General features: G+C 68.5%; 23 protein-coding genes and 1 tRNA gene. 2 read left to right on the top strand and 22 right to left on the bottom strand.

The features are described from left to right. Positions 1 to 7: 7 nt before the first annotated feature. On the bottom strand, positions 8 to 2,419 hold the full coding sequence (rnr, locus tag ACQZ13_RS09845; RefSeq protein WP_431051439.1) for a ribonuclease R: 2,412 nt from the start codon (positions 2,417 to 2,419) through the stop codon (positions 8 to 10). Positions 2,420 to 2,590: 171 nt separating this feature from the next. Between rnr and ACQZ13_RS09840 the strand changes: the two genes are divergently transcribed. After that, positions 2,591 to 2,675 (top strand) — tRNA-Leu (locus tag ACQZ13_RS09840). A gap of 132 nt (positions 2,676 to 2,807) precedes the next feature. On the opposite strand, the gene ACQZ13_RS09835 is transcribed toward ACQZ13_RS09840, so the two are convergent. The 21 genes from ACQZ13_RS09835 to ACQZ13_RS09735 all read right to left on the bottom strand — a co-directional run bounded on the left by ACQZ13_RS09835 (position 2,808) and on the right by ACQZ13_RS09735 (position 24,767). Continuing rightward, positions 2,808 to 3,329: a phosphoribosyltransferase gene (locus tag ACQZ13_RS09835; protein WP_088403590.1), complete on the bottom strand. Its 522-nt coding sequence runs from the start codon at positions 3,327 to 3,329 to the stop codon at positions 2,808 to 2,810. 74 nt (positions 3,330 to 3,403) lie between these two features. Continuing rightward, positions 3,404 to 4,741, bottom strand: a complete 1,338-nt coding sequence (locus ACQZ13_RS09830; protein WP_431051436.1) for an adenylosuccinate synthase — start codon at positions 4,739 to 4,741, stop codon at positions 3,404 to 3,406. A gap of 52 nt (positions 4,742 to 4,793) precedes the next feature. Beyond that, positions 4,794 to 5,957 carry an ATP phosphoribosyltransferase regulatory subunit gene (locus tag ACQZ13_RS09825; RefSeq protein ID WP_431051434.1) on the bottom strand — a complete coding sequence of 388 codons (1,164 nt, stop codon included), beginning with the start codon at positions 5,955 to 5,957 and terminating at the stop codon, positions 4,794 to 4,796. A gap of 173 nt (positions 5,958 to 6,130) precedes the next feature. Next, positions 6,131 to 6,316 carry a DUF2065 domain-containing protein gene (locus tag ACQZ13_RS09820; RefSeq protein WP_431051432.1) on the bottom strand — a complete coding sequence of 62 codons (186 nt, stop codon included), beginning with the start codon at positions 6,314 to 6,316 and terminating at the stop codon, positions 6,131 to 6,133. An 88-nt stretch (positions 6,317 to 6,404) separates the two neighbouring features. After that, positions 6,405 to 7,304: a protease modulator HflC gene (hflC, locus tag ACQZ13_RS09815; RefSeq protein WP_431051430.1), complete on the bottom strand. Its 900-nt coding sequence runs from the start codon at positions 7,302 to 7,304 to the stop codon at positions 6,405 to 6,407. Between the two features lie 18 nt (positions 7,305 to 7,322). Next, entirely contained in the window at positions 7,323 to 8,609 is a 1,287-nt protein-coding gene (hflK, locus tag ACQZ13_RS09810; protein ID WP_431051428.1) for an FtsH protease activity modulator HflK, read from the bottom strand. A 53-nt stretch (positions 8,610 to 8,662) separates the two neighbouring features. Further along, positions 8,663 to 10,003 carry a GTPase HflX gene (gene hflX, locus ACQZ13_RS09805; protein WP_431051426.1) on the bottom strand — a complete coding sequence of 447 codons (1,341 nt, stop codon included), beginning with the start codon at positions 10,001 to 10,003 and terminating at the stop codon, positions 8,663 to 8,665. Positions 10,004 to 10,009: 6 nt separating this feature from the next. After that, a complete protein-coding gene (gene hfq / locus ACQZ13_RS09800; protein WP_067275532.1) occupies positions 10,010 to 10,252 on the bottom strand; it encodes an RNA chaperone Hfq in 243 nt (80 codons plus the stop codon). 79 nt (positions 10,253 to 10,331) lie between these two features. Then, positions 10,332 to 11,681, bottom strand: coding sequence for a ribosome biogenesis GTPase Der (der, locus tag ACQZ13_RS09795; protein WP_431051423.1), 1,350 nt, complete (start codon positions 11,679 to 11,681; stop codon positions 10,332 to 10,334). Position 11,682: 1 nt separating this feature from the next. After that, a complete protein-coding gene (gene bamB / locus ACQZ13_RS09790; protein ID WP_431051421.1) occupies positions 11,683 to 12,828 on the bottom strand; it encodes an outer membrane protein assembly factor BamB in 1,146 nt (381 codons plus the stop codon). Continuing rightward, entirely contained in the window at positions 12,825 to 13,499 is a 675-nt protein-coding gene (locus tag ACQZ13_RS09785) for a YfgM family protein (protein WP_431051419.1), read from the bottom strand. The genes bamB and ACQZ13_RS09785 overlap by 4 nt, the downstream gene beginning before the upstream one ends. 38 nt (positions 13,500 to 13,537) lie before the next feature. Further along, complete coding sequence (gene hisS / locus ACQZ13_RS09780) at positions 13,538 to 14,845, bottom strand: histidine--tRNA ligase (RefSeq protein ID WP_431051417.1); 1,308 nt, start codon at positions 14,843 to 14,845, stop codon at positions 13,538 to 13,540. Beyond that, positions 14,842 to 16,143 carry a flavodoxin-dependent (E)-4-hydroxy-3-methylbut-2-enyl-diphosphate synthase gene (gene ispG / locus ACQZ13_RS09775; RefSeq protein ID WP_431051415.1) on the bottom strand — a complete coding sequence of 434 codons (1,302 nt, stop codon included), beginning with the start codon at positions 16,141 to 16,143 and terminating at the stop codon, positions 14,842 to 14,844. The genes hisS and ispG overlap by 4 nt, the downstream gene beginning before the upstream one ends. 74 nt (positions 16,144 to 16,217) lie before the next feature. After that, positions 16,218 to 17,297, bottom strand: coding sequence for a RodZ domain-containing protein (locus ACQZ13_RS09770; RefSeq protein WP_431051413.1), 1,080 nt, complete (start codon positions 17,295 to 17,297; stop codon positions 16,218 to 16,220). Between the two features lie 10 nt (positions 17,298 to 17,307). After that, the gene (pilW, locus tag ACQZ13_RS09765) at positions 17,308 to 18,141 is read right to left on the bottom strand and encodes a type IV pilus biogenesis/stability protein PilW (RefSeq protein ID WP_431051411.1); all 834 of its coding nucleotides are present in this window, start codon (positions 18,139 to 18,141) and stop codon (positions 17,308 to 17,310) included. Then, positions 18,138 to 19,304 carry a 23S rRNA (adenine(2503)-C(2))-methyltransferase RlmN gene (gene rlmN / locus ACQZ13_RS09760; protein WP_431051409.1) on the bottom strand — a complete coding sequence of 389 codons (1,167 nt, stop codon included), beginning with the start codon at positions 19,302 to 19,304 and terminating at the stop codon, positions 18,138 to 18,140. Before rlmN ends, pilW begins: the two co-directional genes overlap by 4 nt. 57 nt (positions 19,305 to 19,361) lie before the next feature. Continuing rightward, on the bottom strand, positions 19,362 to 19,787 hold the full coding sequence (ndk, locus tag ACQZ13_RS09755) for a nucleoside-diphosphate kinase (RefSeq protein WP_067275554.1): 426 nt from the start codon (positions 19,785 to 19,787) through the stop codon (positions 19,362 to 19,364). A gap of 212 nt (positions 19,788 to 19,999) precedes the next feature. Then, entirely contained in the window at positions 20,000 to 22,162 is a 2,163-nt protein-coding gene (locus ACQZ13_RS09750) for a pseudouridine synthase (RefSeq protein ID WP_431051407.1), read from the bottom strand. A gap of 50 nt (positions 22,163 to 22,212) precedes the next feature. Then, complete coding sequence (gene scpB, locus ACQZ13_RS09745; protein ID WP_431051405.1) at positions 22,213 to 23,085, bottom strand: SMC-Scp complex subunit ScpB; 873 nt, start codon at positions 23,083 to 23,085, stop codon at positions 22,213 to 22,215. 353 nt (positions 23,086 to 23,438) lie between these two features. Next, entirely contained in the window at positions 23,439 to 24,509 is a 1,071-nt protein-coding gene (locus ACQZ13_RS09740; protein WP_431051403.1) for an RluA family pseudouridine synthase, read from the bottom strand. A gap of 18 nt (positions 24,510 to 24,527) precedes the next feature. Continuing rightward, the gene (locus ACQZ13_RS09735) at positions 24,528 to 24,767 is read right to left on the bottom strand and encodes a hypothetical protein (RefSeq protein ID WP_431053450.1); all 240 of its coding nucleotides are present in this window, start codon (positions 24,765 to 24,767) and stop codon (positions 24,528 to 24,530) included. Here ACQZ13_RS09735 and ACQZ13_RS09730 point away from each other — a divergent pair. Next, the gene (locus tag ACQZ13_RS09730) at positions 24,652 to 25,434 is read left to right on the top strand and encodes an outer membrane protein assembly factor BamD (RefSeq protein ID WP_431053181.1); all 783 of its coding nucleotides are present in this window, start codon (positions 24,652 to 24,654) and stop codon (positions 25,432 to 25,434) included. The two genes, ACQZ13_RS09735 and ACQZ13_RS09730, sit on opposite strands and share 116 nt — an antisense overlap. The last annotated feature ends 125 nt before the right edge of the window (positions 25,435 to 25,559 follow it).

Genomic DNA, 25,559 nt, shown 5'->3' with positions numbered 1-25,559 from the left:
ACGCTCTTCAGGCGCCGCGCTTGCGCCGCGTCGTCTTGGCCGCGGGCGCGCCGCTGCCCTTCGCCGCGACGGACTTCGTCGCGCTGCGCGCCGTGCGCTTGACCGCCTTGACCGGGTGCGTGGAAGCGCCCTTCGTCGCGCGCTCCGACTTGCGGCGCTCGGCCTTCAGCACGCGGTCGGCCTGCTCGATGCGTTCGAGCGCATCCACCGCCGTCGGCGGATCGGGCTGCGGTTGCGGCATCGGTTCGACCGTCGCTGCCGGGGCAGCCGCGGCCTCGCGGCGCGCGCGCTGCTCGGCGCGCTTGTCCTGCTTCCTCGCGGGCCCCTTGCCGTCACCGCCGCGCCGGTCGCCGAACTTGTCGCGATGACCACCGCCGCGCAGCAGGCGCTGTTCCTCGCCTTCGCGCACCATCCGGAAATCGATCTTGCGACCGTCCAGGTCGACGCGGCTCACCTGCACCTGCACGCGCGCGCCGGTGGCGTAGCGGATGCCGGTGCGCTCGCCGCGGAGCTCCTGGCGGACTTCGTCGAAACGGAAGTACTCGCCGCCCAGCTCGGTGATGTGGATCAGGCCCTCGACATACAGCGCGTCGAGCTGCACGAACAGGCCGAAGCTCGTCACCGCGCTCACCGTGCCGGCGAATTCCTCGCCCAGGTGGTCGCGCATGAAGCGGCACTTCAGCCAGGCCTCGACATCGCGCGAAGCTTCGTCGGCGCGACGCTCGTTGGCGCTGCAATGCGCGCCGACGACTTCCCAGCGTTCGGCCTCGGTCGACGCCGACGCCGGACTCGGCGCCTTCGACGCCGGCTTGCCCGGCCGCTTGGGCATCGGGTTCGCGGCGGTCATCTTGTGCGCATCGAGCGCGTACTTCTTCGTCGCGAGCAGCGCCTTGATCACGCGGTGCACCAGCAGGTCCGGATAACGCCGGATCGGGCTCGTGAAGTGCGTGTACGCCTGGTACGCGAGGCCGAAGTGCCCCGCATTCGCCGGCGTGTAGATCGCCTGCTGCATCGAGCGAAGCAGCATGGTGTGGATCTGCTGCGCGTCGGGCCGGTCCTTGGTGGCCTGCGCGATCGCCTGGAACTCGCCCGGCGACGGATCGTCGCTGATGCCCATGCCGATGCCCAGCGCACGCAGGTAGGCCTGCAGCGTGCCGCGCTTCTCGGGCGTCGGGCCCTCGTGGACACGGTACAGCGACGCGTGCTTGCCGCCCGCGATGAAGTCCGCCGCGCAGACGTTGGCCGCGAGCATCGCCTCCTCGATCAGGCGGTGCGCCTCGTTGCGGGTGCGCGGCACGATCTTCTCGATGCGGCCGTTGTCGTCGCAGACGATCTGGGTCTCGGTGGTCTCGAAGTCGATCGCGCCGCGCTTGCCGCGTTGCGACAGCAGCGCGCGGTAGACCTCGTGCAGATGCAGCAGGTGCGGCACCAGCGTCTTGCGCTTGTGCGCCTCGGGGCCATGCGTGTTGCCGAGGATGGCCGCCACTTCCGTGTAGGTGAAGCGCGCATGCGAATTGATGACCGCCGGATAGAACTGGTAGGCATGGACCTCGCCGGTCTCGCTGACCAGCATGTCGCAGACCATGGACAGGCGGTCCTGCTCCGGGTTCAGCGAGCACAGGCCGTTGGACAGCTTCTCCGGCAGCATCGGGATGACGCGTCTGGGGAAGTAGACCGAGGTCGCGCGCTCGTAGGCGTCGCGATCGAGCGACTCGCCCGGCTTCACGTAGTGACTGACGTCGGCGATCGCGACCAGCAGGCGCCAGCCCTGGAACGCGGTCTTGCCCCGGCCCTGCTTGTGCGGTTCGCAATAGACGGCGTCGTCGAAGTCGCGGGCGTCCTCGCCGTCGATCGTCACCAGCGCCACGTCGCGCAGGTCGATGCGATGCTTCATGTCGACCGCGCGGACCTTGTCGGGCAGCTTCGCGGCCTGCGCCAGCGTGTCGGCGCTGAAGGCGTGCGGCACCTCGTACTTGCGCACGGCGATCTCGATCTCCATGCCGGGGTCGTCGATCTCGCCCAGCACCTCGGTCACGCGACCGACCGGCTGCGAATACAGCGACGGCGGTTCGGTGAGTTCGACGGCCACGATCTGGCCCGCGGTCGCGTTGGCGATCGCGTTCTTCGGGACCAGGATGTCCTGGCCGTAGCGCTTGTCTTCAGGGGCGACGAGCCAGATGCCGGACTCGAGCAGCAGGCGGCCGATGATCGGCTTCTTGCGGCGTTCGAGGATCTCGAGCACGCGACCTTCAGGACGGTTGCGCTTGTCGTGGCGCACGATGCGCACCCGCAGGCGGTCGCCGTGCATGACGGCGTGCATCTCCTGCGAGGACAGATAAACGTCCGGTTGACCATCGTCGGGCATCAGGAAACCGTGCCCGTCGCGGTGACCCTGCACCGTGCCTTCGATCTCCCCCATCGACGGCGCGTTGTGAGCGCCCGCGGGGCTTGCATTCTTGAAGTTTTTGATAGTAGAATCCTTGTCTTTCCTGAAACGCAGAAGCATTTCTGTGTTCCGAGAAACCAGGGCTCAAGAATACTTCAAGAAGTGACTTGAGCTGGGTTTCGCGAGAAGCAGGCTTCTGACCTTGCCCAGGTGGCGGAATTGGTAGACGCACTAGTTTCAGGTACTAGCGGGTAACTCCGTGGAGGTTCGAGTCCTCTCCTGGGCACCAAATTCGAAAAGCCGGCCATGCGCCGGCTTTTTCTTTGCCGGCTTTTCTCATTGGCGCCCAGTCGAGGACTCGACAGCGAGACTCGCGACGCCAACAAGAAAAAAGGGCTGACAGTTGTCAGCCCTTCGTGCATCAGATCGCGAACTTCTTCGCCAGCGCATCGGGCCGCAGCGAATCGTAGTCCTCGAACGGCTGATGGATCCACGGGCTGGTTTCCAGCATCTCGACGTAGTAGTCCGGGGTGTATTCCGAAACACTCTTCGTCCAGATCACGGCCGAGCGCAGCTCGCTGATCGACGGCATGCCGCGCAGCCGTTCCACCACGGCCTTCAGCGTCACGCCCGAATCCGCCAGATCGTCCACCAGCAGCACGCGCCCGGCAAGCTCGCCCTTGGGCATGGTGATGTACTTGGCGATGTCCAGACGCCCCTGGATCGTGCCTGCTTCCGCGCGGTACGAGCTCGTCGACATGATGCCCAGCGGCTTGTCGAACACGCGCGACAGCACGTCGCCGGGACGCATCCCGCCGCGGGCCAGGCACAGGATCTGGTCGAACTCCCAACCGGAGGCATGCACCTTCAGCGCCAGGCGTTCGATCAACAGGTGGTATTCATCCCACGACACGTACAGATGTTTGCCGTCGTCGGTCAACATGGGGGAGGCTCCTCAGCGATGGATGGGGTCAGGTCTGGATAAGACGGGAAAGGCGACAGGGCGCGAGCGGTCGCTCAGCCCTGGAACGGATGCTGCAGCAGGATGGTGTGCTCGCGGTCGGGACCGGTGGACACCATGGCGATCGGCGCACCGATCACTTCCTCCACGCGCTTCAGGTACGAGCGCGCGTTGGCCGGCAGGCGGTCCCACTCGGTGATGCCGAAGGTCGATTCGGTCCAGCCGGGGAAGACTTCGTAGACCGGCTTGCAGGCGACGATCTCGTCCGCGTCCAGCGGCAGGATGTCGATCTGCTTGCCGTCGAGCTCGTAGCCCACGCAGATGTTGATCTCGGCCAGGCCGTCCAGCACGTCCAGCTTGGTCAGGCACAGGCCGGTGATGCCGTTGATGATGATCGAGCGCTTCAGCGCGGCGGCGTCGATCCAGCCGCAGCGGCGGGCGCGGCCGGTGACGGTGCCGCGCTCCTGGCCGACCGTCGACAGGTGGTGGCCCACGGTGCCCGGGGTTTCCCAGTCCAGCTCCGTCGGGAACGGACCCGATCCCACGCGCGTCGCGTACGCCTTCGTGATGCCCAGCATGTAATGCAGCATCTGCGGACCCACGCCGGCGCCCGCGGCGGCATTGCCGGCCACGCAGTTGCTCGACGTCACGTACGGGTAGGTGCCGTGGTCGATGTCCAGCAGCGTGCCCTGCGCGCCTTCGAACAGGATGTTCTGGCCCGCCTGATGCGCCTTGTGCAGCATGTAGCCGACGTCGGCCATCATCGGCTTGATCTGGTCGGCCAGCGACATCGCGTGGTCGAAGATCGGCTGGAACTCCAGCGCCTTCGAATTCAGGTAGCCGGTCAGCGCCGCGTTGTGCAGGTCGATCAGCTCCTTGAGCTTCTTCGCGAAGCGGTCCGGATGCTTCAGGTCCTGCACGCGCAGCGCGCGGCGGGCGACCTTGTCTTCATAAGCCGGGCCGATGCCCTTGCCGGTCGTGCCGATCTTGCCGCTGCCGCTGCTTTCGCGCAGCGCTTCGCGGGCGCGGTCGACCTCGACGTGGAAAGGCATGATCAGCGGGCAGGACTCGCTGATGTACAGGCGCGAACGCACTTCCACGCCGGCCTTCTCCAGGCGCTCGATCTCCGACAGCAGATGGGTCGGGTCCAGCACCACGCCGTTGCCGATGTAGCAGGCGACGCCGTCGCGCATGATGCCCGACGGGATCAGCTGCAGGGCCGTCTTCACGCCCTTGATGACCAGCGTGTGGCCGGCGTTGTGGCCGCCCTGGAAACGCACCACGCCTTGGGCGTGCGGCGTCAGCCAGTCGACGACCTTGCCCTTGCCTTCGTCACCCCATTGGGTGCCGACCACCACCACGTTGCGCCCGCGCGCGATCTCACTGCTTTGCATGTCGTTCATCCGATGATTGGGAGGTTGAGGGTGGAGGGGCGAATCGCGTCGCTCACAGCGATCGCAGCACCCATTGACCGCCGGACTGCACCAGCTCGCGGTCGCATTCGAATTCGTCGTTCTCTTGCTCGTGGCCCGGCAGGACGCAGACCACGGTCTCGCCCTGCTCGCGCAGGCGGCGGACCGCCGCGCGCAGGTCGGGATCCTCGCCCCACGGGGCGCGCACCGCGGCCCGCAGCGACGTGGCGGGGATCAGGCCCACCAGCGTCTTCAGGTCCAGGCTGAAGCCCACCGCCGGACGGCGCCGGCCGAAGACCGCGCCGACCTCGTCGTAGCGGCCGCCGCGCAGGACCGCATCGCTGCCGCCCTCCGCGTACAGCGCGAAGCGCACGCCGCTGTAGTAGCCGAAGCCCGGCAGGTCCGCGAGGTCGACGCCGATGCGCACGTCGGGATAAGCCGCAGCCAGATGGCGGATCAGCCATTCCAGGTCGTCCAGCGCGGCCGTGACCAGCGCGTTGGCCGGCAGCGCCTTGCGCGCGTCGGCCAGTACCTCGACGCCGCCGTACAGGCGCAGCAGGGTCTGCAGCGCGGCGACGACGTCGTCCGGGAGCTCGTTCGAGAACGCGGCCACGCCGGCCGCGTCCTTGGCGGCCATCGCGGCCACCAAGGCGTTCAGACGGTCCTCGCTCAGCGCGTGATCGCCGAGCACGCCGCGCACCAGGCGCGCGTCGCCCAGGTCCAGCACCAGGCGCGTCACACCGGCGCGTTGCATCGCATCGATGGCGAGTTCCTGCGCCTCCAGATCGGCTTCGAGACCGGCATGGCCGTAGATCTCGACGCCGAACTGCAGCGGCTCGCGCGTCGCGGTCAGGCCCTCAGCACGCGTGTGCAGCACCGGGCCGCAGTAGCACAGGCGCGTCACGCCGGCACGGTTCAGCAGGTGGGCGTCGATGCGCGCCACCTGCGGCGTCGTGTCCGCGCGCAGGCCGAGGCTGCGACCGGACAACTGGTCGACGAGCTTGAAGGTCTTGAGGTCCAGCGCCTGACCGGTGCCGGAGAGCAGCGAGTCGAGATGCTCCAGCAACGGGGGCATCACCAACTCGCAACCGTAGGTCCGCGCCATGTCCAGGAGTTCGCGTCGAAGTTCTTCGATGCGGCGGGCCTGGGAGGGGAGGACGTCAGCAATGTGCTCGGGCAGCAGCCAAGCAGAGGCCATGGACGTTCAGGGAGGGGGTTAAAAACGGCATTGTACCGGGGTCGCGACGCGCCCCGGCCACCGAGTCCCTCACGCGAGGGTTCAGCGGGCATTCGCCAACGATTCAGCGAGTCTTCGTGACAGGCTGCTCGGGCTGCTCGGGCTGCTCGGGCTGCTCGGGCTGCTCGGGCTGCTCAGAGCAGCATCAGCAGCACGACGCCGCAGACCAGGCTCGCGAGACCGAGGAATCGCAACTGGCCATCGCTCATCGCCAGCAGCTTCGAGAACAGCTGGCGCCAGGCGCCGGGGTTCAGGAAGGGCATCAGCCCCTCCATGATCAGCAGCAGCGCCAGCGCTGCCAGCCACTTGTCGCCACCCATGATGAGGCCGCCCTCCCCGGCTGCCGCCGGTCAGCCAGTTGACGCAGGCCGGCGACGCGGTGTTCGCGTCATCCGGCCCTTCCCGGGATCACTTCTTCGGTGCGGGACCCGCCGGCACGCCAGGGCCGCCGTTGCGCATCGCGTTGAAGAAGGGGCTGGACGGATCGAGCACCATCACGTCGCCCTTGTTCTTGAACGAGCGCTGGTACGCGTCCAGCGAGCGGTAGAACTGAGCGAACTGCGGGTCGCGGCCGAAGGCTTCCGAGTACAGGATCGACGCCTTGGCATCGCCCTCACCCATGATCTTCTGCGCGTCGCGGTAGGCCTCGGCGGTGATGACTTCGCGCTGCTTGTCGGCGTCGGCCTTGATCTTCTCGCCCTCGGCCGCGCCGGTGGAGCGGAGCTCGTTGGCGACGCGGGCGCGTTCCGACTTCATCCGGTTGTAGACGGCTTCGGTGATGTTGGCCGCGAAGTCCACGCGCTTGACGCGCACGTCCACGATCTCGATGCCGAACTGCTTGGCCTCTTCCTCGAGGCGCTTGCGCACGTCCTGCATGACCTTCTCACGCTCGGTGGCGAGGACCGCGCGCACGGTGCGCTTGGTCACTTCCTCGTTCAGCGCGTTCTGCACGATCGGGCTGAGGCGCGTTTCCAGGCTGCGCAGCTGCGTGCCGCTGTTGCGGATGTACTGGCGCGAATCGACGATGCGCCACTTCACCAGCCAGTCGATGACCAGGCTCTTCTTTTCAGCGGTGAAGATGGGACGCGGATCGGCCGCGTCCAGCGTCTGCACTCTGCGGTCCAGGAAGACCACGTTCTGCAGCGGCGGGGGCAGCTTGAACTTCAGGCCGGGCTCGGTGATCACTTCCTTGATCTCGCCCAGCGAATAGACGACCGCGAACTGGCGCTGGTCGACGACGAACAGCGTCGAGCTGGCGATCATGAACAGGATCAGCAGACCGACGACGACGGAGACGATGCGATTCATTGTTGTGGGCTCCCTCGATCAACGGCCGTCGCGATCGCGACTGCGCATGGCGTCGCGCGAACGCGGATCGGTGCTCAGCGACGACGGGCTGGTCGGCGTCGTCTCGGTCGGCAGCACCGGCGTCGGCGTCGTCGTGGTGACCGTGCCCGAGGTCTGCTGCATCAGCTTGTCCAGCGGCAGGTACAGCAGGTTGGAGCCGCTCTTGGCGTCCACCATCACCTTGGTGACCCGCGAATAGACCTGCTGCATCGTGTCGATGTAGAGGCGGTCGCGCGTCACGGCCGGCGCCTTCTGATACTCGGCCAGCACCGACTTGAAACGCTGCGCGTCACCGTCGGCGAACGAGACCACGCGGGCGCGGTAGGCCTCGGCGTCCTCGCGCAGGCGGGCCGCCTGACCCTGGGCGCGCGGGATCACGTCGTTGGCGTAGGCCTCGCCTTCGTTCTTCAGGCGCTCGCGGTCGGCGGTCGCACGGAACGCGTCGTCGAAGGCGGCCTGCACCTGCTCGGGCGGCTGCACGCTGCTGAGGTTGACGTTGACGACCTCGATGCCGGTCTTGAGCCGGTCGAGCTGCGTCTGGATCGACTTCACCAGGTCGTTGGCAATCGCGTCGCGCTGCTCGTAGAGCACCGCGTCGGTGTTGCTGCGGCCGACGATCTCGCGCACCGCCGATTCGGAGGCCTGGCTGACGGCCTCGTCGGTGTTGTAGTTCTCGAACAGGTAGTCGCGCGCGTCCTTCAGCCGGTATTGCACGGTGAAGCGCACGTCGATGATGTTCTCGTCCTGCGTCAGCATCGACGAGTCGCGCAGGCCCGTGGCCTGGCCGACCGAGTTGCGGCCGATCTCCACCGTCTGCAGCTGCGTGAACGAGACGACCTCGTGCGCCTGGAACGGATACGGCAGGCGGTACTGGATGCCGGCGTCCACGGTGCGGCTGTACTTGCCGAACGAGGTGATCACGCCGCGCTGGCCTTCCTGCACGATGAACACGCCGCTGGCCAGCCAGCCGAGCAGCACCACGCCGATCACCAGCGCCACGCCGATGCCGGCGCCGCGCATGTCGGGCGGCTGGTTGCCGCCGCCGTTGCCGGAGCGGCCGCCGTCATTGCCGCCGTCGTTGCCGCCGCGGCCGCCGAACAGGCGCGACAGCTTGCGATTGAAATCGCGCCACAGCTCGTCCAGGTCGGGCGGGCCTTCATTGCGGCCATTGCTCATCCACAGGCCCAGCCGGCGGCGCAGGCTGCCGGCTCCACCCCGCGGGTCACGTCCGCCACCGGCGACGGACATGCGATCGTCTTGATTCATACGCATCCTGATGAGGAAGTCTTGTTGCAAGTATCGGGCATTGGCGTACGGCCTCAGCCTGTGCGTCCCTGCGGATGATCCTGCGGGTCCGACCGATCTTGGGGCGTGTCCTGAGGGTTCAAGTCGCCGTCGTGGAGGTCATCCCTGCCGTCGACATCGGTCAAGCCGTCCGGGTCGATGTCCTGATCGATGTCCTGATCGATATCCGGGTCCGTCTCCTGACCCGCGTACTCGGGCACCGGCGCCGCCTGCATCAGCGACGCGATCATCGTGCGCAGCTCATCCAGGCCCTCGCCCTTCACCGCGCTGACGAAGATCCGCGGCAGGCGCTGCCCGCCGTGCTCGCCGCCCACGCGCGTCAACCAGTCCTGCAGCTGTCGCGGACGCTGGTTGTCCTCGAGCAGGTCGAGCTTGTTGTAGACGAGGATCTGCGGGATGTGCTGCGCGCCGATCTCGGCGAGCACCCGCTCCACCTCCTCCATCTGCTCGGCCAGCACCGGGCTGGCGGCGTCCACGACGTGCAGCAGCAGATCGGCGTCGGCCGCCTCCTGCAGCGTCGCCTTGAAGGCCTCGACCAGCTTGTGCGGCAGGTCGCGGATGAAGCCCACCGTGTCCGACAGCGACACGCTGGTCCCCGCCTCTTCGAGGTAGAGCGAGCGGGTCGTCGTGTCCAGCGTCGCGAAGAGCTGGTTGGCCGCATAGGCCTTGGCCTTGGTCAGCGCGTTGAACAGCGTGCTCTTGCCGGCGTTGGTGTAGCCCACCAGCGAGACGCGGAACACGCCGTTGCGCGCGCGGGCGCGGCGCTGCGTGGCGCGCTGCTTCTGGACCTTCTTGAGGCGTTCCTTGATCGACTTGATGCGGTCGTCGATCATGCGGCGGTCCAGCTCGATCTGGCGCTCGCCGGGGCCGCCGCGCATGCCGATGCCGCCGCTCTGACGCTCCAGATGGCTCCAGCGACGCACCAGGCGCGTGGAGAGGTACTGCAGCCGCGCGAGCTCCACCTGCAGCTTGCCCTCGAAGCTCTGCGCGCGGGCCGCGAAGATCTCCAGGATCAGCGCGGTACGGTCGGCCACGGGGACGCCGAGGTGGCGTTCCAGGTTGCGTTGCTGGGCGGGGGAGATGGCCTGGTCGAACAGCACGGTGTGGGCGCCGAGCGCCTGCACCATGAGCTTGATCTCGTCGGCCTTGCCGGAGCCGATGAACAGCGCCGCGTCGGGCGCCTTGCGCTTGGCGACGACCCGGGCGACCGGGGTGTCACCGGCCGATTCGGCCAGCAGCGCGAGTTCGTCGAGGGTGGGGTCGAAGGCCTCGCCGCGGGCCAGATCGACCCCCACCAGAATGGCGCGCGCCGCCTCGGGGGGCGGCGTCGAATGGGTGGGGTCTTGAGTGGTCAATCAGCTTCAGCTGGCGTCGTTGCTCTCGCCGGTGTGGAAGTTCACCGCACGGCCCGGAACCACCGTCGAGATGGCGTGCTTGTAGACCATCTGCGTGACCGTGTTGCGCAGCAGGACGACGTACTGGTCAAAGGACTCGATATGGCCTTGCAGCTTGATGCCGTTCACGAGGTAGATGCTCACAGGAACATGCTCCTTGCGCAGCAGGTTCAGGAAAGGGTCTTGCAAGAGTTGTCCTTTGTTGCTCACGATATGCTCCGTGTTGGAAGTGAGGTGTTGGAATACCACACCTTATCACAGCACCGGGTTTCCCCGGACCGCGCTGTTTTCAGGTGTCGGCGAACGGATTCTTCGAGGAACGCAGCTCGATCTTCATCGGCGTGCCCACCAGCTTGTAGTGGTCGCGGATGCGTCCCTCCAGATAGCGCTTGTAGACGTCGCTGACGCCCTCCAGCGCATTGCCGTGGATGACGACGATCGGCGGATTCATCCCGCCCTGGTGGGCGTAGCGCAGCTTGGGGCGCGAGACGCCCGAGCGCTGCGGCTGCTGATGCTGCACCGCTTCCTGGATCAGGCGGGTCAGCACCGGCGTGGTCATCTTGCGGTAGGCCGACGAGTAGGCATCCGCCAGCGCCTTCCACAGCGGACCCAGGCCCTGGCGCTTGAGCGCCGAGATCTTCAGGATGGCCGCGAAGCGCAGGAAGCCCAGGCGCGTCTGGATCTGGCGCTCGATGGTCTCGCGCTGGTAGCTGTCGATCGCGTCCCACTTGTTGATCGCGATGACCACCGCCCGGCCGCTGTCCAGCGCGTAGCCGGCGATGTGCGCGTCCTGGTCGGTGACGCCCTGCGTCGCGTCGATCAGCAGCAGCACGACGTTGGCGTCGGAGATCGCCTGCAGCGTCTTGACCACCGAGAACTTCTCGATCGCCTCGAAGACCTTGCCCTTGCGGCGCAGGCCGGCGGTGTCGATCAGCTTGAACTTCTGGCCGTTGTGCTCGAAGTCGACGCTGATGGCGTCGCGCGTCGTGCCCGGCATGTCGAAGGCGACCAGGCGCTCCTCGCCCAGCCAGGTGTTGATCAGCGTGCTCTTGCCGACGTTCGGACGGCCGGCGACCGCGAGGCGGATCGCCCGCTCGTCGTCGGGACCGGCCCCTTCCGCCAGTTCCTCTTCGTCCTCGACCGGCGCCTCGAAGCTGTCCAGCACCGCCTCCAGCAGCGAGCGGATGCCCTGCCCGTGCGCCGCGGAGACCGGATGCGGCTCGCCCATGCCGAGTTCATGGAACTCGGCCAGCAGCGGGCTGTCGCTCATGCCCTCGGCCTTGTTGACCGCGATGAAGACGCGCTTGTTGCACTGGCGCAGGTAGCGGCCGATGTCCAGGTCCTGACCGGCCAGACCGGTGCGCACGTCCAGCACGAAGATGACGGCATCCGCCTCGGCCACGGCCTGGCGGGTCTGCTTGGCCATCTCCTTGACGATGCCGGTGGTGCTGTCGGGCTCGAAGCCGCCGGTGTCGATGACGATGAACTCGCGATCGCCCAGGCGACCGTCGCCGTAATGGCGGTCGCGCGTGAGGCCGGCGAAGTCAGCGACGATGGCGTCGCGGCTCTTCGTCATCCGGTTGAACAGCGTGGACTTGCCCACGTTGGGGCGGCCCACCAGGGCGATCACAGGTTTCATATCAGTCTTGACGCAGCGCGAACAGGCGCCCGCTGCGGGTGGCGATCAGCACCGTGCCGCCCAGTTGCACCGGCGCCGCGGCGAGGCCGGAGCTGTCGGTCTGCAGGCGGGCCACGGTCTGGCCCTTGTCCTTGGAGAGGAAGTGCACATAGCCCTCGCTGTCGCCGACGACGACCGACTTGTCGGTCACCAGCGGCGCGCTGAGCTTGCGATTCTGGAACTGGTCGGCGGTCCACATGACGTCGCCGCTGCGGGTGCCCCAGGCGGTCAGGCGGTCGGACGCGTCGCCGCCCACGACGATCGTCGAATCGGCACCGACGCCGCGCAGGCCGGCGTTGTTGCGGGTCCAGATCGTATTGCCGCGCTCGCCGTTGACGCAGGCGACAGCCGACTGGAATGCGCGGGCGCAGAAGACGTCGTTGTCGCGCGCCAGCGGACCGACCAGGTCGGCCAGGCGTTCGACCTCGTTGGTGCCGCGCGGGCTGGCGACGGTCGCCTCCCACATGAGCAGGCCGCGGGTCGGGTCGATGCCCGCCAGGCGCGAGCCCTGCCCCACCAGCAGCGTGTTCTGGTAGGCGCCGATCACGCCGGACTGCTGCAGCGTCAGGGGTTCGCCCGGACGGCGCAGCTCCCACAGGCGACGGCCGTCGGCCGCGTCGAAGGCCAGCACCGCGCGGTCCAGCGTCAGCACGAACACGCGCTCGCCGGCGACGAAAGGCGACGTCACGACCGGGGTCGTCATCGTCTTGCGCCACAGGATCTTGTCGCCTTCCGTGACGACCAGTTCGTTGTCGCGGGTCACCGCGGCGGCGAAGCGGCCATCGCTGCCGACGCCCGCAGTCAGGCCCTTGCCGATGTCCGCGCGCCACAGCGTGGTGCCGTCGGTCGCGGAGATCGCGCTGATGACGCCGTCGGAACCGCCGACGATGAAGCGGTCGTTGACCGCCGTGATCGCCAGCGGGAACTTGACGCTGTCCACGCGCGCTTCCCAGGCCACGCGGGCCTGCAGCGACGGGGTCAGCTCTTCCAGCGGCGCCGGCTTGGGCGCGGTGGAGCTGCTGAACAGCGAGCAGGCACCCAGCGTCGCGGCGACGCCACCGAGCAGCAGCGCGCGGGCCAGACGACCCAGGATCAGGCCGGCCTTCACTGGGCGGCTCCCGCGGCGGGTTCGTCACCGCCGACCGCCACACCCAGGCTGGCCAGCTTCACTTCGAGCAGGCGGCGATAGTCGAGCTGCTTGTCCAGGCCGTCGTAGGCCTTCTTGAACTCGGTCTTGGCGACGTCGGGCTTGTTCTGCAGCAGCGCCAGGTCGCCGCGACGGTCCGCCACCAGGGCGGCGAAGTCGGCGCTCTTGACGGCGTCCAGCGTCTTGCCTGCTTCGTCGAACTGCTTGGCGTCCATCTGCAGCGCGGCCAGGCGCAGGCGCGCCAGGTCGCGGTTGGCGTCGCCCTTGGCGCTCGCGGCGGCCCAGGTGAGCGTGGCGCGGGCGTCGTCGGCCTTTTCCTTGTCCAGCTGCAGCTTGGCGGTCACCAGCGCGGCCTGCGCGGCGTAACCGGTGCCGGCGAAGTCCTGCTTCAGCGTGCCGAAGACGGCCACGGTCTTGCCCAGGTCGCCGGCCTGCGCCGAGCGCTGCAGCTCGCCGAACATCGCGCCGGCCTTGGCCGCCTCGGTACGCTGCCAGTAGTTCCAGCCGGTCCAGCCGGCGTAGGCGACCAGCGCCAGCGTCAGCAGCCAGGTGATCGGATTGCCCCAGCGCTTCCAGAACGCCTTGAGCTGCTCCAGCTGTTCCTGTTCTTCGAGATCGAGATGAGCCGCCATGTTCGAGTGAGGGTCCGGGTTGAAATTCGAGGTCGCGATTATGCGGTGCGCAGGTCAGCCGCCCATGCAGCCACCGTGTTAAGCGGACGTGTCACTTGTTCGCCGTCGCCGCGCAACGGCTTGACGGCGACTTCGCCGCGGGCGAGTTCATCCTGGCCGAACACCAGCGCGAAGCGGGCGCCCGAGGCGTCGGCCTTCTTGAACTGCGACTTGAACGAGCCGCCGCCGGCATGCATCTGCACCGCGACGCCTTCGGCGCGCAGCGCTTCCAGCACGGGGATGGCCTGGGGCAGCGCGGCCGCGTCCGGCAGGATCGCGTAGACGTCCGGCGCCGAGGACGGCACCGGCAGGCCGAGCTCGTCGATCAGCAGCAGCAGGCGCTCGATGCCGAGGCCGAATCCCACCGCCGGCGTCGACTTGCCGCCGAGCTGTTCGAACAGGCCGTCATAGCGACCGCCGCCGCAAACCGTGCCCTGGGAACCGAGCTGGTCGGTCACCCATTCGAAGACGGTCAGGTTGTAGTAGTCCATGCCGCGCACCAGGCGCGTGTTGATGCGGTATTCGACGCCGGCAGCGTCCAGGATCGCGCGCACGGCATTGAAGTGCGCCAGGCTTTCCTCGCCGAGGAAATCCATCAGGTGCGGCGCGGCCTCGACCACCGGCTGCATGGCCGGGTTCTTCGTGTCCAGGATGCGCAGCGGATTGGTGTGCAGGCGGCGCTTGCCGTCCTCGTCCAGCTTGTCGGCGTGCGCCTCGAAGTGGGTGATCAGCGCGGCACGGTGCGCGGCGCGCTCGTCGGGCTGACCCAGCGAGTTCAGCTCCAGCCGCACGTGCTCGCCGACGACCAGACCCAGCTCCTGCCACAGGCGGCGGACCATCAGGATGATCTCGGCGTCCACGTCCGGGCCGGCGAAGCCCAGCGCCTCGACGTCCAGCTGGTTGAACTGGCGGTAGCGGCCCTTCTGCGGCTTCTCATGGCGGAACATCGGTCCCATCGTCCACAGGCGCAGCGGGCCGTTGTACAGCGCGTTGTGCTCGACCATCGCGCGCACGATGCCGGCGGTGGCTTCCGGGCGCAGCGTCAGCTTGTCGCCGTTCATGCTGTCGGTGAAGGAATACATCTCCTTCTCGACGATGTCGGTCACCTCGCCCAGCCCGCGCACGAACAGCGCGGTCGGCTCGACGATCGGGGTCAGCATGTACTGGTAGCCGTAGCGCTGCAGCACGCCGCGCAGCGTGGTCTCGAACCAGCTCCACAGCTGGCTGCTCGGCAGCTTGTCCTTGCGGTCGACGCTGGCCGGGAGGATGTCGTTCATCCCCTTGACGGCCTGGATGTTCTTGCTCATGCGGTGGTAGTGCTCGCGCCGAAGCGCTTTTCAATGTAGGTCTCGACCAGGGCGTGGAACTCGCCGGCGATGTTGTCGCCGCGCAGGGTCAGCGCCTTCTCGCCGTCGATGAAGACGGGCGCCGCCGGCGCCTCGCCGTTGCCCGGCAGGCTGATGCCGATGTCGGCATGCTTGCTCTCGCCGGGGCCGTTGACGATGCAGCCCATCACCGCGACCTTCATGGTCTCGACGCCGGGGTACTTCTCGCGCCAGACCGGCATCTGCGCGCGCAGGAAATCGTCGATCTGCTTGGCCAGTTCCTGGAAGGTCGTGCTGGTCGTGCGGCCGCAGCCGGGGCAGGCGGTGACGCTCGGGTTGAAGGCGCGCAGACCCAGCGACTGCAGGATCTCCAGCGCGACCACGACTTCCTGGGTGCGCGACTCGCCGGGCTGCGGCGTCAGCGAGACACGGATCGTGTCGCCGATGCCTTCCTGCAGCAGCACCGCCAGCGCCGCGGCCGAGGCCACCGTGCCCTTGGTGCCCATGCCGGCTTCGGTCAGGCCCAGGTGCAGCGCGTAGTCGCAGCGCTTGCTGAGCGCGCGGTAGACCGAGATCAGGTCCTGCACGCCGCTGACCTTGCAGCTGATGATGATGTTGTCGGGGTTCATGCCCAGCTCGCGGGCATAGGAGGCCGACGACAGCGCCGACTGGATCAGCGCCTGGTACATGACCTGCTTGCCGTCCCAGGGCGACGCGCGCTTCGCGTTGTCGTCCATCATCTGCGCGAGCAGTTCCTGGTCCAGGCTGCCCCAGTTGACGCCGATGCGCACGACCTTGTCGTACTGCATCGCGGCCTCGATCATCTGGGCGAACTGGCGGTCCTTCTTGTCGCCCTTGCCGACGTTGCCCGGATTGATCCGGTACTTGGACAGCGCCTGCGCCATGGCCGGGTGCTCGGTCAGCAGCCGGTGGCCGTTGTAGTGGAAGTCGCCCACCAGCGGCACGTCCACGCCCATGCGGTCGAGCTGCTCGCGGATGTGCGGGACGGCGTCGGCGGCCTCGGCGTTGTTGACGGTGATGCGGACCAGCTCCGACCCGGCCTGCGCCAGTTCCTTGATCTGGATCGCCGTCTCGATGACGTCGACGGTGTCGGTATTGGTCATCGACTGCACACGCACCGGCGCGTCGCCGCCGATGGTCACCACGCGGCTGCCCCAGCGCACCTGCGCCTGGCGCGAGCGGCGCGCGGACGGCGCGGCGGCGGCGATCAGGTCGGACAGGTCAAGGTCGGCGGAATCGGGAGTTGCAGGCTGGTCCATGATGCGGCGCTCTTGCGAGGAAAGTACGGCTGGTGCGGCGCCCGGAAGGTCGGGGGCGATCCGGTCAGTTCAGTTCAATTCAGTTCGACGCGGGCGACGTTGTCGCGCGACCGGGCGGCGAGGTCCACCGGCTGGCCGCGGAACACCAGTTCCGTGCCGGACACATTGCCCACGCGCAGCTTCAACGGCGCGACGCCGTTCACATCGACCAGGTCGCCGGGTCTGAGCAGTCGCGACAGCAGCACCTGACCCTTGGCGTCGACGACTTCGACCCAGGCCTCGGCGCTGGCGCGGACCTTGAGGGGCGAGGTACCGGGCGCGGGCGCTCCGGCCTGGACCGGCTGGCCGGGCTGGGCAACGGGCGCAACGGGCGCAGCGGTCGGCGACGTCGGAGCGGTCGTGGACGGCGTGGCGGCGGAAGGCGTGGCGGTCGCGGTCGTCGTGGCCGGGGCAGTGCCGGACGGCACCGGCGAGGTCGCCGTCGGCGCTTGTTGCGTCTGCGCCGATGGCGGCGTCGTCGGCGCTGCGCCGACAGTCGTCTGCGCCGCCGGCTCGGACGCGCTCACCACCGGCGCCTCGACCGACGCCGGCGGCGTCTCGGTGGTGGCGGGCGATGTGCCGAAGACGTTGCCCGGGCCGGGCGCCGAGGTCGAAGCATCGGTCTGCCGGAAACGTTGCGTGACCTGCTCGATCCAGCTCGACGGGATCGCATAGACCGCCACCGCGGCGATCAGCAGCACGCCGACGCCCAGCACCGCCGGGCGCTTGAGCAGGGCCGACGACAGCGCCGGGTCCTGGCTCACCGACCGCGCGCGGAACGGCTGGTTCAGTCCGGGCGTGACGCGGTCCAGCGAGGCTTCCGCACCGCTGCTCGGCAGCAGGATCAGCACCTGCGCGGCATCGAGCTTCATGACGCGGCACACCGAGCGCGCCAGCGCCCGGGCGAAGGTCGCGTCGGGCAGGTCCTGGTAGCGGTCGGCCTCCAGGGCCTCCAGCTTGGACTGCGGCACCTTCAGCGTCGCGGCCAGCGCGGCGATGTGCAGGCCCCGGGCCTCGCGCGCGCGGCGCAGCACGGCGCCGGCCGAGCTGGGCGCGGACATGGAAGCAGCGAAATCGGCTGCGAGCGACGCCTCGTCGGTGGCCGTCGGAGTCATGCGATGTCCCTCATTCATCGAATCGACCGTTGTTCAACGCTTGCGTCTCGGCCGCCTGCGGGTACTTGCGCCGCATTTGCTGACCGAGGTCGTCCATGTTGGACGCATTGCCCAGGCGGCGCTCGATGCGCAGCTCCAGCCAGAGGCTGGCGGCGTTCGCCTGTTCCACGTTGCTGTTGACGCGGCGCGCATAGAAGCGCGCGCGTTCGTATTGGCCCTGGCGATACAGCACTTCGCCCAGGTTCATGGCAATCGTCGGATTGCCGGGCTCGGCCTCGAAGGCCTTGGTCAGGTGCTCCTGCGCCGGCACCAGCCGGCCTTCGCGCGCCTCGCAGGCGCCCCAGGCCAGCAGCGTGCGCGACGGCGTGCGGTAGGTCGGCAGGGCCACGGCCGCGTCGAACTGCTGGTAGGCCTCGGCGTAGCGCTGGCGCTGGCACAGGAACCAGCCGTAGTTGTGCAGCGTGTCGCCGTTGTTGCGGTCGCGCGCGAGCTGCTGCTTGAAGCCGTCCTCGGCCAGCCCGTACTCGCCCATCGCGGCGTAGATCAGGTTGCGCAGGTGCAGCGCATCGGGCTGGTCCGGCTTGGCGGCCAGCGCGAGCTTGACCTCGTCCAGCGCGGTCTCGTACTGGCCGCGGGAGAAGTAGCCGCTGGCGAGCTCCAGCCGCACCTGCGCCCGACGGTCGTTGTCGGTCTTGTCGCTCTCGGTGCGCGGCTGCTGTTGCTGCTGCCCGCCGCCCGCGCACCCGGTCAGGGATCCGGCCAGGGCCGCGGCGATCAGCAGCACGACGGACAGGGTCCGGGCGGAACGACGCGGAAAGACGGAGCCGGGCAACGGAGCGGTCATGGACGTGAGCCTGTGGGAGTGACGGGAGTGACGGGGGTGATGGAAGCCGATGCCGCGTCCCGCTGTACCACCACGGGGGCGCGCACCATGCGCAGATGGACCCGCGTCCGGTCCTGCACCTCGCCGGCGAGCTGGCCGCAGGCGGCGTCGATGTCGTCGCCGCGCGTCTTGCGCACGGTCGTCACGATGCCGGCCTGGATCAGCAGGTCGGCGAAGGCCTTGACGCGCTCGTTGGTGCTGCGCTTCAGGCCCGACGCGGGGAACGGATTGAACGGGATCAGATTGATCTTGCAGGGCACCTTGCCCTTGAGCAGCGCGATCAGCTCGCGCGCCTGCTCCGGCGAATCGTTCACCTCCTGCAGCATGCAGTACTCGAAGGTGATGAAGTCGCGGGGCGCCTTTTCCAGGTAGGCATTGCAGCTCGCCAGCAGTTCCGCGATCGGGTACTTGCGGTTGAGCGGCACCAGCTGGTCGCGCAGCGGGTTGCTGGGCGCGTGCAGCGAGACGGCCAGCGCCACCGGCGCATCGTCGCGCAGGCGATCGATCATCGGGACCACGCCCGAGGTCGACACCGTCACGCGGCGGCGCGACAGGCCGTAGCCGTGGTCGTCCAGCATCATCTTCAGGGCGGGGACCAGCGCGCCGTAGTTCTGCAGCGGCTCGCCCATGCCCATCATCACGACGTTGGAGATGATGCGTTCGTCCTTGCCCAGACGCTGCCGCAGCGAGTGCTCGGCATACCAGAGCTGGGCGACGATCTCCCAGGTCTCCAGGTTGCGGCTGAAGCCCTGGTGGCCGGTCGAGCAGAAGCGGCAGCCCACGGCGCAACCGGCCTGGCTGGAGATGCACAGCGTGGCCCGGTCGTCCTCGGGGATGTAGACCGCCTCGACGGCGTTGCCCTGGCCGACGTCGAACAACCACTTGATGGTGCCGTCGGCCGAGACATGTTCGGAGATCACCGGCAGTGCGGTGATGTGGGCGCGCCCGGCCAGCTTGTCGCGCAGCGACTTGGCCAGGTCGGACATCTGGGCGAAGTCCGACGCGCCCTTCTGATGGATCCAGCGGAACAGCTGGGTCGCGCGGAAGCGCTTCTCCCCCAGCTGCTCGCAGTACGCGGCCAGGCCTTGCAGATCGAATCCGAGCAGGTTGACCGTGTCCATCATGCGTTCCTCGTTTCCACTCAGGGCCTCATGGCCCGGAGGTCAGAGGCCTTGCCCGTTTCAGCGGGCGTTGATTTCCAGGCCGGAGAAGAAGAAGGCCACTTCCACGGCGGCCGTCTCGGCGGCGTCCGAGCCGTGCACGGCGTTCGCGTCGATGCTGTCGGCGAAGTCGGCGCGGATGGTGCCCTTCTCGGCCTTCTTCGGATCGGTCGCGCCCATCAGGTCACGGTTCTTCAGGATGGCGCCTTCGCCTTCCAGCACCTGGATCTGCACCGGGCCGGAGATCATGAAGGTCACCAGGTCGTTGAAGAACGGGCGGGCCTTGTGCACGGCGTAGAACGCTTCGGCTTCGGCGCGCGACAGCTGCTTCTGCTTGGAGGCGATGACCTTCAGGCCGGCGCCTTCGAAGCGGCTGTAGATCTGGCCGATGACGTTCTTGGCCACGGCATCGGGCTTGATGATGGAGAGGGTGCGTTCGATGGCCATGTCTTTTTCCTTGAAAATCTTGGGCTTGGCAAAGCCCGGGATTGTAATGCGTGAAGTCAAGCCCCCAAGTGACATCCCGTTATCAGCGGCCTGTCACCGAATGGCAAAAAGCCGGGATGGAACCCGGCCCCCTTGCGGCCCGTCTTCGGTCCGTCTTCGGTCCGTTTTGCCCCCGCTCCGCCGGGAGGCGGGCACGGGACGCTCAAACCTGATCAGCGGCGGCCGCGGCCTCCGCCACCACCCCCACCGCCGCCACCACCGCCACGGCGACCGCCGCCCCGGTTGTTGCCGCGATTGATGAAGGCATCGGCGCCGATGTAGCCCATCGAGGTCTTCATCGGATCGGGTTGGTGTTCGCCACCCGGACCGCGCTTGTTACCCTGGTGCGGGTTGTGGCCGGAATCGCTGCCGCCCTTGCCGAAGCCTTGCGGAATGCGCTTGCTGCCGGTCGCGAAACGACGGTCGAAGGTCTGCTCCAACGGGTTGATGTGCTTCGGGATGAAGTCGTCATCGTCCTCGTCGCGGGGCCGGCGATCGCGCTCGCGTTCCTGCTGCTGTTGCTGCGGACGCTGCTGGTTCTGCTGGGCGCGCTGCTCGTTGTGGCGCTGCGGGCGGTCCTGGCGGTCGCCGCGTTGATCGTTGCGCTGATCGCCACGGTCGCCGCGCTGATCGTTCCGGTTTCCGCGCTGGTCGCCGCGATCACCGCGATCGCCGCGGTGATCACCGCGCTGCTCGTTGCGCGACGGCTCGGGACGGCTCGGACGCGGACCGTCGCTGTTGCCGCGGCGACGCTTGTCGCCCCGGTCGTTGCGATCGTTCTGGCGCGGCGGGCGCGGCTCGTTGCCGGCCAGTTGGCGGATGACGCGCACGTCGGCGTCGCCCAGCTCGATGTACACGCCGCGGCGCAGGCCGCGCGGCAGCACGACGGTGCCGTAGCGGATGCGGATCAGGCGGCTGACCGCCAGACCGACCGTCTCGAACAGCTTGCGGACTTCGCGGTTGCGACCTTCCGTGATGACGACGCGGTACCAGCGGTTCACGCCTTCGCCGCCGCCGTCCTCGATGCTCTTGAAGCTCGCCTGCTGGCCGTCGACGTCGACGCCGGTCAGCAGCTTCTCCTTCTGCTCCTTGCTCAGCGAGCCCAGCACGCGGACCGCGTACTCGCGCTCGACGCCGAAGCGCGGGTGCATCAGCAGGTTGGCCAGCTCACCGGAGTTGGTGAACAGCAGCAGGCCTTCGGTGTTCAGGTCCAGGCGACCGACCGACTGCCACTTGCCCTGCGGCAGGCGCGGCAGGCCGCGGAAGACGGTGGGGCGGCCTTCGGGGTCGTTGAAGGTCACGACCTCGCCGACCGGCTTGTGGTAGGCCAGGATACGCGGCGCGACCGGCGCGATGCGGACCTTGATCGGCTTGCCAGCCACGGCGACGCGGTCGCCGTAGGAGATGCGCTGACCGACGTGGGCGACCTCGTCGTTCACGGTGATCTGGCCCTTGGCGATCATGTCCTCGATGTCGCGGCGCGAGCCGACGCCGGCCTGCGCCAGCACCTTCTGCAGCTTGGGCGCGTCGGCATCGGGCGCGAGCACGCGCTTGGCGGGCTGGTCGGCGGCTTCGGATTCGTCGTCGGACGAGGCCTCGATGTCGGCGGCTTCGGCGGGCGCGCTGCCGTCATCCTCGACGTCGGCATCGAAGGCCCCCGACACCAGCGCGTCGAAGCGCGCCTGCGCCTCGGCCTGGAGCTGGGCGCTGTCGGCCTGCGACGGCGCGGCATCGGCGCCTTCACCGGCCTCCGGCGCCTGGCGCTGCGCCTGGGCCGGCTGACCGTCGCCCGGCTCGCGGTCACGGTCGCGACCACGGCGGCGACGGTTGCGTCCGCGACCTTCGCGTTCGCCGTTCGCGTCGCCTTCGGCGCTCTCGGCGCCTTCGCCGATCACCGGACCTGCTGAGTGCGACTCGTGGGAGACCAGCTCACCGACCGCTTCGGCCACCGGCGACACCGGCGCGGGCGAAACCTCGACGGTCGCGACCGGCACGTGGAGCGTGGCGCGTTCGGCCTGCGCCGGCGCGGCTTCCGCCGCAGCCGATTCAGCAGCCTCGGCGACCTTCTTCGTCGTGCGGCGCTTGGGCTTGGGCGCTTGCGCCTCTTCGGCGACAGGCGCCTCGACCGGCGCATCAACCGGCGTCTCGGCGGCGGCCGCCGTCTTGCGGCGCGCGCGCGGCTTGGGCGCGTCCTCGGCCGCTGGCGCAGCCACCGGATCGGTCGCCTCCACCGGGGCCGCGGCAGCCTTGCGGGTGCGCTTGGGTTTCGCGGGCGCGTCGGCCGGGTCGGTCGTCAGCGTCTCGGGCTTGGAATCGTCGATGTCGTTGGAATTCATGTGTCGGCTTGCACCTTGTCAGCGGTGGACACGGCCCCTTCCCGGGGCGCTCAAGTGGGCTCGGGGTTGACAGCCCCAGCCTGTGGTTCTTCACCCGGTTCGCGCGTGGCGACCGGCTTGGATTCGTCTTCAGTGGCGACGTCCGAAGGTTCGGGCGTCGCCAGGTTCGTTTCAGCAGGCTCGACAGCCTCTGCCGTGTCCGGAGCCTGCGCCGTCTCCGGGGCCTCTGCCGTCTCCGGGGCCTGCGCCTCCCCAGCGGCTTCCGCCGTCTCGGCAGCCTCTGCCGTATCGACGGTTTCCGCGCTCTCCGCAGTTGCCGCAGGTTCGGCCGGCTCGATCTCGACCACCACGTCGCCGGGCGGCTCTTCGAGCAGCGACGCCTGCAGCGCCCCCGCGATCGGCGTCGGGTCGCCGCCCTGGATCAAGGCCGGCAGCTGTTCCAGCGAATGCAGTCCCAGGTCGTCCAGGAAATGCTTCGTCGTCGCATACAGCGCCGGCCGGCCCGGCGCCTCGCGGTGCCCGATGACCTCGATCCAGTCGCGATCCTCGAGCTGCTTGATGATGGGCGTGGCCACCACCACGCCGCGGATGTCCTCGATGTCGCCCCGGGTCACCGGTTGACGGTAGGCGATGATCGCCAGCGTCTCCAGCACCGCCCGCGAATACTTGGGCGGCTTCTCCGGATGCAGCCGGTCCAGGTGCTCGCGCATCTCGGGGCGGCTCTGGAAGCGCCAGCCGGAGGACAGGGCCACCAGTTCGACGCCCCGCCCTTCCCATTCGCGCAGCAGCTCGTCGAGCAGCGACCGCACGCTGTCGCCGTTGAGCTCGTCCGCGAACAGCGAACGCATGTCACGCAGCGTCAGCGGCGCCTGCGCACAGAGCAGCGCCGTTTCCAGGACCCGCTTGGCCTCCTGCGTATTCATCGGATCAGCATCGGATCAACATCGGATCAACATCGGATCAGCATGCGCTCAGCATGGGCTCAATTCATGACGCCGGCCTCGGGACCGGTCAAATCGGTGTGTGTCGCCATCTTGGGCGCCGACAGCGGCAACGGGCCGCGCCGGACGGGTTCGATCTGCTTGCTTGGGAGCTCTTTGCTCCAACGGCCGCCGCTCAGTGGGTGGATCCGGCCGGTCAGTGGGCGCCGCGTCGGTGCGCGGCCTGCGCTGCGAACGGGGTCGACTGCCAGCCCGCCGCCGCCTTGCGCACGTTCTTCACGTGGGTGTCAGCGCAAGTAATGGGAGCCATTGTAGCGCGAGCGCGCGCACTCCTCTCAGAACGCCGGATCGGGCAAACCCGCGACGCGCCAACCCGACGCCAGGTCGCCCGGCAACGGGGCCTCGAAGCGCATCGCCTCGCCGGTGACCGGGTGCGCAAAGCTGAGCCGCGCCGCATGCAGCGCCTGGCGCGGCACGCCCAGCGCCTCGGCCCCGCCGTAGAGCGCGTCGGACACCAGCGCGTGCCCGCGATGCGCGGCGTGAACGCGGATCTGGTGGGTGCGGCCCGAGTGCAGCACGCAGTGCAGCGAGGACACGGTCCGGCTCAGGCCGCGCGCGTCCTGCCACTCGCCTTCGGCCAGCTTGAAGAAGTCGGTGCGCGCCGGCTTGCCGCCGCCGACCACCGCCATGCGCGTGCGCGACTGCGGATCGCGGCCGATGGGCGCGTCGACGATCCACTCGTCGGGCGTGCGGCCGTGTACCAGCGCGAGGTACTCGCGATGCACCTCGCGGGCCGCGATCATGCGCACCAGCGCCGTGACCGCCGGCAGCGTCTTGCCGACGACCATCAGCCCGGAAGTGTCCTTGTCCAGCCGGTGCACGATGCCCGCGCGCGGCAGCGTCGCCGCCTTGGCGTGATGGGCCAGGAGGCCGTTCATCAAGGTGCCGGACCAATTGCCCGCCGCCGGATGGACGACCAGGCCGGCCGGCTTGTTCACGACCAGCAGGTGCTCGTCCTCGAAGACGATGTCGAGCGCGAGCGGCTCCGCGCGGAAGGCGAGCGCCTCCTCGGTGGGAACCAGTTCGACGACCAGCGTCTGCCCGAGCCGGGGCTTGCGCGACGCGTGGGTGACGAGCTGCCCGTCGAGCGTGACGCAGCCGCGCTCGATCAGCCCCTGCAGATGGCTGCGGGAGAACTCCGGCGCCAGCTGCACCAGCCATTTGTCCAGGCGCAGCGCGAGCTCGTCGCGGCCGGCCTCGGCGCTGCGGCGTTCGGGCGTGTCGGCGACGACGTCCTGCGCGTCGTCGACGCCTTCGGAGAGAGCGGCGCTCGCCGGCCCTTCCCCTGATTTCTCACCAGGGTAAAGCCCGTCCTGCGCTGCCGGGTCGTGTCCGACCTGAACCATATAATCGTCGCTCCAATTTCAGATGAGGGCCGCCGTGGCGCGCGCCTTGTGGACCATGATCGAGACTCGGGTGTTGCGCCGCCGGACCGCGGATTCTTCTGAAGCATCCGGCACCTGGCGCGCCGCGTGGCGCTGCGTGGCGATGACCGCCGCGGCGGCTGCCGTGCTGGGGCTGGCCGCCTGTTCGTCGGCCCCCAAGGAGGACCCGAATTCCCAGGCCAACCTGGAGAAATTGTACGCAGAGGCCAAGGAGGACATGCTCTCCGGCTCCTACGACCGGGCGATCAAGACGCTGGAACGCATCGAAGGCCGTGCCGCGGGCACCACGCTGGGCCAGCAGGCGCAGCTGGACCTGGCCTGGGCGAACTACAAGAGCGGCGAGCGCGTGCAGGCCGTGACGGTGCTGGACCGCTTCATCAAGCTCAACCCGTCGAGCCCGGCGCTGGACTACGCGCTGTACATGAAGGGCCTGGTCAACTTCAACGACGACCTCGGCCTGTTCGGCCGCATCGCCCGCCAGGACATCAGCGAACGCGACCAGCAGGCCGCGCGCGACTCGATGCAGGCGTTCAAGCAGTTGGTGGAGCAGTTCCCGGAATCGAAGTACTCCGAGGACGCCCGCATCCGCGTCGACTACATCACCAACAGCCTCGCGGCCTATGAGGTGCATGTGGCGCGCTACTACTACAACCGCGGCGCCTACCTGGCGTCGGCGAACCGCGGTCAAGCCGCGCTGATGGAATTCCAGAACGCTCCGGCGCTGGAAGAGGCGCTGTTCCTGATGGTGCAGAGCTACGACAAGCTCGGCCTGGAACAGCTGCGCGACGACAGCCGCCGCGTGCTGCAGTCGAGCTTCCCGGACAGCTCCTATCTGACCACGGGCAAAGCCAAACCCAAGGATCGTGCCTGGTGGCAGATCTGGTGAGCGGAAGCTCGCCATACGTCGTTGCTCGGGACCTTGCATAGCGCTGCTATGCGGCGGCCCCTCGCGCCTAGTCTGGCAAGCGTCCGCCCACCAGATCCCAGCGCGATTGGAAGAGATTCAGCCCG

This window comes from Roseateles sp. L2-2, assembly GCF_050613215.1.
Classification (GTDB): Bacteria; Pseudomonadota; Gammaproteobacteria; order Burkholderiales; family Burkholderiaceae_C; genus Roseateles; species Roseateles noduli.
The sequence above is the reverse complement of the archived record's forward strand: the minus strand, read 5'-3'. Positions and strand labels throughout refer to the sequence as shown.

Coding starts and splice junctions, on each gene's coding strand:
- ACQZ13_RS09785 (WP_431051419.1), bottom strand. CDS start 13,499: ATGGCGGCTCATCTCGATCTCGAAGAACAGGAACAGCTGGAGCAGCTC.
- hisS (WP_431051417.1), bottom strand. CDS start 14,845: ATGAGCAAGAACATCCAGGCCGTCAAGGGGATGAACGACATCCTCCCG.
- ispG (WP_431051415.1), bottom strand. CDS start 16,143: ATGGACCAGCCTGCAACTCCCGATTCCGCCGACCTTGACCTGTCCGAC.
- ACQZ13_RS09820 (WP_431051432.1), bottom strand. CDS start 6,316: ATGGGTGGCGACAAGTGGCTGGCAGCGCTGGCGCTGCTGCTGATCATG.
- ACQZ13_RS09735 (WP_431053450.1), bottom strand. CDS start 24,767: ATGTCCTCCTTGGCCTCTGCGTACAATTTCTCCAGGTTGGCCTGGGAA.
- ndk (WP_067275554.1), bottom strand. CDS start 19,787: ATGGCCATCGAACGCACCCTCTCCATCATCAAGCCCGATGCCGTGGCC.
- ACQZ13_RS09740 (WP_431051403.1), bottom strand. CDS start 24,509: ATGGTTCAGGTCGGACACGACCCGGCAGCGCAGGACGGGCTTTACCCT.
- pilW (WP_431051411.1), bottom strand. CDS start 18,141: ATGACCGCTCCGTTGCCCGGCTCCGTCTTTCCGCGTCGTTCCGCCCGG.
- rnr (WP_431051439.1), bottom strand. CDS start 2,419: ATGGGGGAGATCGAAGGCACGGTGCAGGGTCACCGCGACGGGCACGGT.
- hflC (WP_431051430.1), bottom strand. CDS start 7,304: ATGAATCGCATCGTCTCCGTCGTCGTCGGTCTGCTGATCCTGTTCATG.
- ACQZ13_RS09750 (WP_431051407.1), bottom strand. CDS start 22,162: ATGAATTCCAACGACATCGACGATTCCAAGCCCGAGACGCTGACGACC.
- ACQZ13_RS09825 (WP_431051434.1), bottom strand. CDS start 5,957: ATGGCCTCTGCTTGGCTGCTGCCCGAGCACATTGCTGACGTCCTCCCC.
- ACQZ13_RS09730 (WP_431053181.1), top strand. CDS start 24,652: ATGACCGCCGCGGCGGCTGCCGTGCTGGGGCTGGCCGCCTGTTCGTCG.
- scpB (WP_431051405.1), bottom strand. CDS start 23,085: ATGAATACGCAGGAGGCCAAGCGGGTCCTGGAAACGGCGCTGCTCTGT.
- ACQZ13_RS09830 (WP_431051436.1), bottom strand. CDS start 4,741: ATGCAAAGCAGTGAGATCGCGCGCGGGCGCAACGTGGTGGTGGTCGGC.
- hflK (WP_431051428.1), bottom strand. CDS start 8,609: ATGAATCAAGACGATCGCATGTCCGTCGCCGGTGGCGGACGTGACCCG.
- ACQZ13_RS09770 (WP_431051413.1), bottom strand. CDS start 17,297: ATGACTCCGACGGCCACCGACGAGGCGTCGCTCGCAGCCGATTTCGCT.
- ACQZ13_RS09835 (WP_088403590.1), bottom strand. CDS start 3,329: ATGTTGACCGACGACGGCAAACATCTGTACGTGTCGTGGGATGAATAC.
- der (WP_431051423.1), bottom strand. CDS start 11,681: ATGAAACCTGTGATCGCCCTGGTGGGCCGCCCCAACGTGGGCAAGTCC.
- rlmN (WP_431051409.1), bottom strand. CDS start 19,304: ATGATGGACACGGTCAACCTGCTCGGATTCGATCTGCAAGGCCTGGCC.